The sequence below is a fragment of the Nostoc sp. genome (genome assembly GCF_054880495.1).
Genome location: NZ_JBTYKD010000184.1, coordinates 1 through 3,175, shown reverse-complemented (window position 1 = coordinate 3,175; position 3,175 = coordinate 1). Strand labels below are relative to the sequence as shown.

Here is a 3,175-nt window from a genome sequence, read left to right as displayed (position 1 = left end):
CGATCGCACCGACACTCGTGTCCCGATATGTGGACACACCGTTATTATATAACGCTCCGGCGCAACACATCAGAATTAATGACATGAACTACTAGAAGGAAAAAGGATTTGACTTGTTTGTTTCATTCGTAGGCTGTGGTGCGCCGCTCTCAAGCAGTTAAGCAGGGGCATCTCCCTGAAACTTGACAACTGTTCCTTGACTCTTTCCATTCAAAGAGGCTAATTCCCCAGATGGAGTAGGTTCAGGCGATTTGGGAGGCTTAAGAGGTTTATCTTTAGAGCCAAAGTCTGTGAGATTTTTGACCACCACATAAAGGACGGGCACCAGCAGCAAGCTCATGATCACGGAGACCAATAAGCCGCCAAACACCGCCGTACCGAGCGACGTCCGGCTGGCTGCACCAGCCCCGGATGACAGTACTAGGGGAAGGAACCCACACAGGGCAGCAATTGTGGTCATTAAAATCGGGCGGAGTCGTTGTTCAACTGCATGGAGTGCAGCCTGGGCGATGGTCATTCCTTTCTCCCGCGATTGATTGGCAAATTCTACAATCAAAATCGCGTTTTTACTCGCCAAACCAATCAACATTACCAGTGCCACCTGACAATATAAATCGTTGACCAACCCGCGCACTGAGACGAATAACAACGCGCCTAAAATCGCAAACGGTACGGTCAATAGGATGATGATTGGGTCGATGTAATTTTCGTACTGCGCTGCCAAGATGAGAAACACAGCCACGATACCAAGACCAAAGAGCAGAATCGTTTGTCCGCCAGACTTGGCTTCTTCTCTGGAAAGCCCTGTCCAGTCATAACCCAAACCGGGCTGGTCAATTTCCTTAAAGGTCTGCTGCATCGCCGCAATTGCTTGCCCAGAACTGTAACCGGGGGCAGCGCTGCCTTGAATTTTGATCGAGCGGAATAAGTTGAAGTGGCTGATGGTTTGCGGCCCTGTAATCGGAGTCACTTTTACAACTTCATTCAGCAGCACCAGATTACCACCTCTGGAACGGACATTAATTTGACCAATATTGTCTGGAGAGTTCCGAAACTGCTGATCTGCTTGGATGTATACGCGGTAGCTGCGCTGGGAAAAGGTAAAATCGTTGACATACTGCCCACCCATGTAAGCGCCCAGAGTATTCATTGCCTGACTAAAATCGACATCAAGGGCTTCTAAGCGATCGCGGTCAACGTTAATCTCGTACTGGGGTGTGCTGGCGGTGAATTGAGTGAACACTTTAAGCAATGCAGGATTCTTATTAGCTTTGGCAATCAACTGTTGCCCGATCGCCAGAAATTGATCGATACTCAGTTGTCCGTTGGTGCGGTCTTGCAGCTGAAATTCAAAGCCGCCCGTCACGCCATAGCCAGAGACGGCGGGTAGGTTAGAAGTGAAGATCATTGCATCCTGATTTTGGGCGAAGATGCCATTCAGCCGTTCCACGATCGCCTTAACTGTATGTTTGTCACCCTTGCGCTCTTTCCACTCTTTCAGGTTAAAGAAAAACGTCCCCTGATTCGGTCCATTGCCGTTTAGACCAAAGCCGCCAATGACCAGAGACGCTGCCATCTCCGGCACTTCTTTTTGCAGAGTTTGATAGACAGTCTGCGTCAGTTTTTCGGTGGAGGCGAGGGAGACACCATCGGGAGCCTGAATCAGACCGACGATGATACCTTGATCCTCATCTGGCACAAATCCACTGGGGACGGACATATAGATAAACACCGTAGCAGCCAGTCCGAGGATAAATAGCCCCACTACGAACATGCGGACGCCGATCAGGAACTTGGTCAGACGCTCGTATTGCTCCAGCACCCAGCTAAAACCCCGGTTAAACTGACGAAAGAACCAGCCCAGTGGACCTCGCCCTTCACCCTCGGTATGATGCAGGAAGAGTCCCGACATACTGGGGGTGAAACTTAGGGCATTGAATAAAGAAATGCCGATGGAGAAGATAATGATTAATGCGAACTGCCGATACATGATGCCGGTCGCGCCCGGAAAAAAGGACACCGGGATAAATACCGCCATCAACACCAAGGAGGTAGCAATCACTGCTCCTGAAAGTTCCCCCATCGCCTCAAAAGCAGCTTGCCGTCGGTCTAAGCCTTGTTCCATTTTGGCAGCAATCCCCTCGACAACAATGATCGCATCGTCTACCACCAGACCAGTTGCCAGTACCAATCCGAACATAGTCAACGTGTTGAGCGAGAAGCCCAGTACATAGGCAAACGCCAATGCACCAACCAAGGATACAGGAACAGCGATCGCCGGAATGATCGTCGCCCGCCAATCTTGCAAAAAGATGAAAATCACTAGCACCACTAGGGCGATGGCTTCCATCAGCGTTTTCACCACTTCTTCAATTGAAACTTCCACAAACTTGGTGGTGTCGTAGACGATGATGGCTTTCAAACCGGGCGGAAAGTTTTTCTCTAACTCTGCAATTTGGGCTTCCACCGCTTTGGCAGTATCCAGCGCATTGCTGCCCGGAAGTTGATAGATCAACATGCCAGCGCCCGTTTTGCCCTGTACTAGTGCCGAAGTTGTATAGTCCTGTGCGCCTAACTCGGCTCGTCCTACATCCTTGAGTTTAACTAGCGTCCCGTCGGTTTGGGCTTTAATCACCAGGTTCTCGAATTCCTTGACATCTTTTAATCTACTATTGATGCGGAGCGGGAAATTCGAGTTTTGATTTGCCTTGGTGGGCGCTTGACCGATTGACCCTGCCCCCACCTGAACATTCTGAGAAGTTAGGGCACTGCTGACATCCGTTGCCGTCAAGCCCCGACTGGCTAAAGCGTTGGGGTCAAGCCACAGCCGCATTGCATATTGGCGTTCCCCAACCAGTCTGGTATCTCCCACACCAGGGACGCGCTTGATAGCATCGGTGATGTAGAGGTCAACATAGTTACTCAAAAAGATGTTGTCGTACTCGCTATTTTCAGCATAGAAGCCATAAACTAGCAGAATGCTGTTAGAACGTGCGAGGGTGGTCAGTCCAGTTTGCCGCACAGACTCAGGTAAGGTCGGTTCGGCGATCGCGGCTCGATTCTGGACGTTAACTTGGTCAATGTTACGGTTACTCCCTGGGTCAAACAGAGTTGAAATGGTGCTGGAGCCGTCATTACCACTGGTTGAAATCATGTACTGCATCCCCTCAACCCC

1 protein-coding gene is annotated in these 3,175 nt (G+C 50.2%); it reads right to left on the bottom strand.

The genetic code is table 11. The features are described 5' to 3' along the window. Positions 1 to 157 precede the first annotated feature (157 nt). On the bottom strand, positions 158 to 3,154 hold the full coding sequence (locus tag ACYTXL_RS17925) for an efflux RND transporter permease subunit (protein ID WP_461925924.1): 2,997 nt from the start codon (positions 3,152 to 3,154) through the stop codon (positions 158 to 160). Between the last annotated feature and the right edge of the window lie 21 nt (positions 3,155 to 3,175).

Excerpts from the sequence above, each read along its gene's own strand:
- ACYTXL_RS17925 (WP_461925924.1), bottom strand. The coding sequence starts at position 3,154 with ATGATTTCAACCAGTGGTAATGACGGCTCCAGCACCATTTCAACTCTG.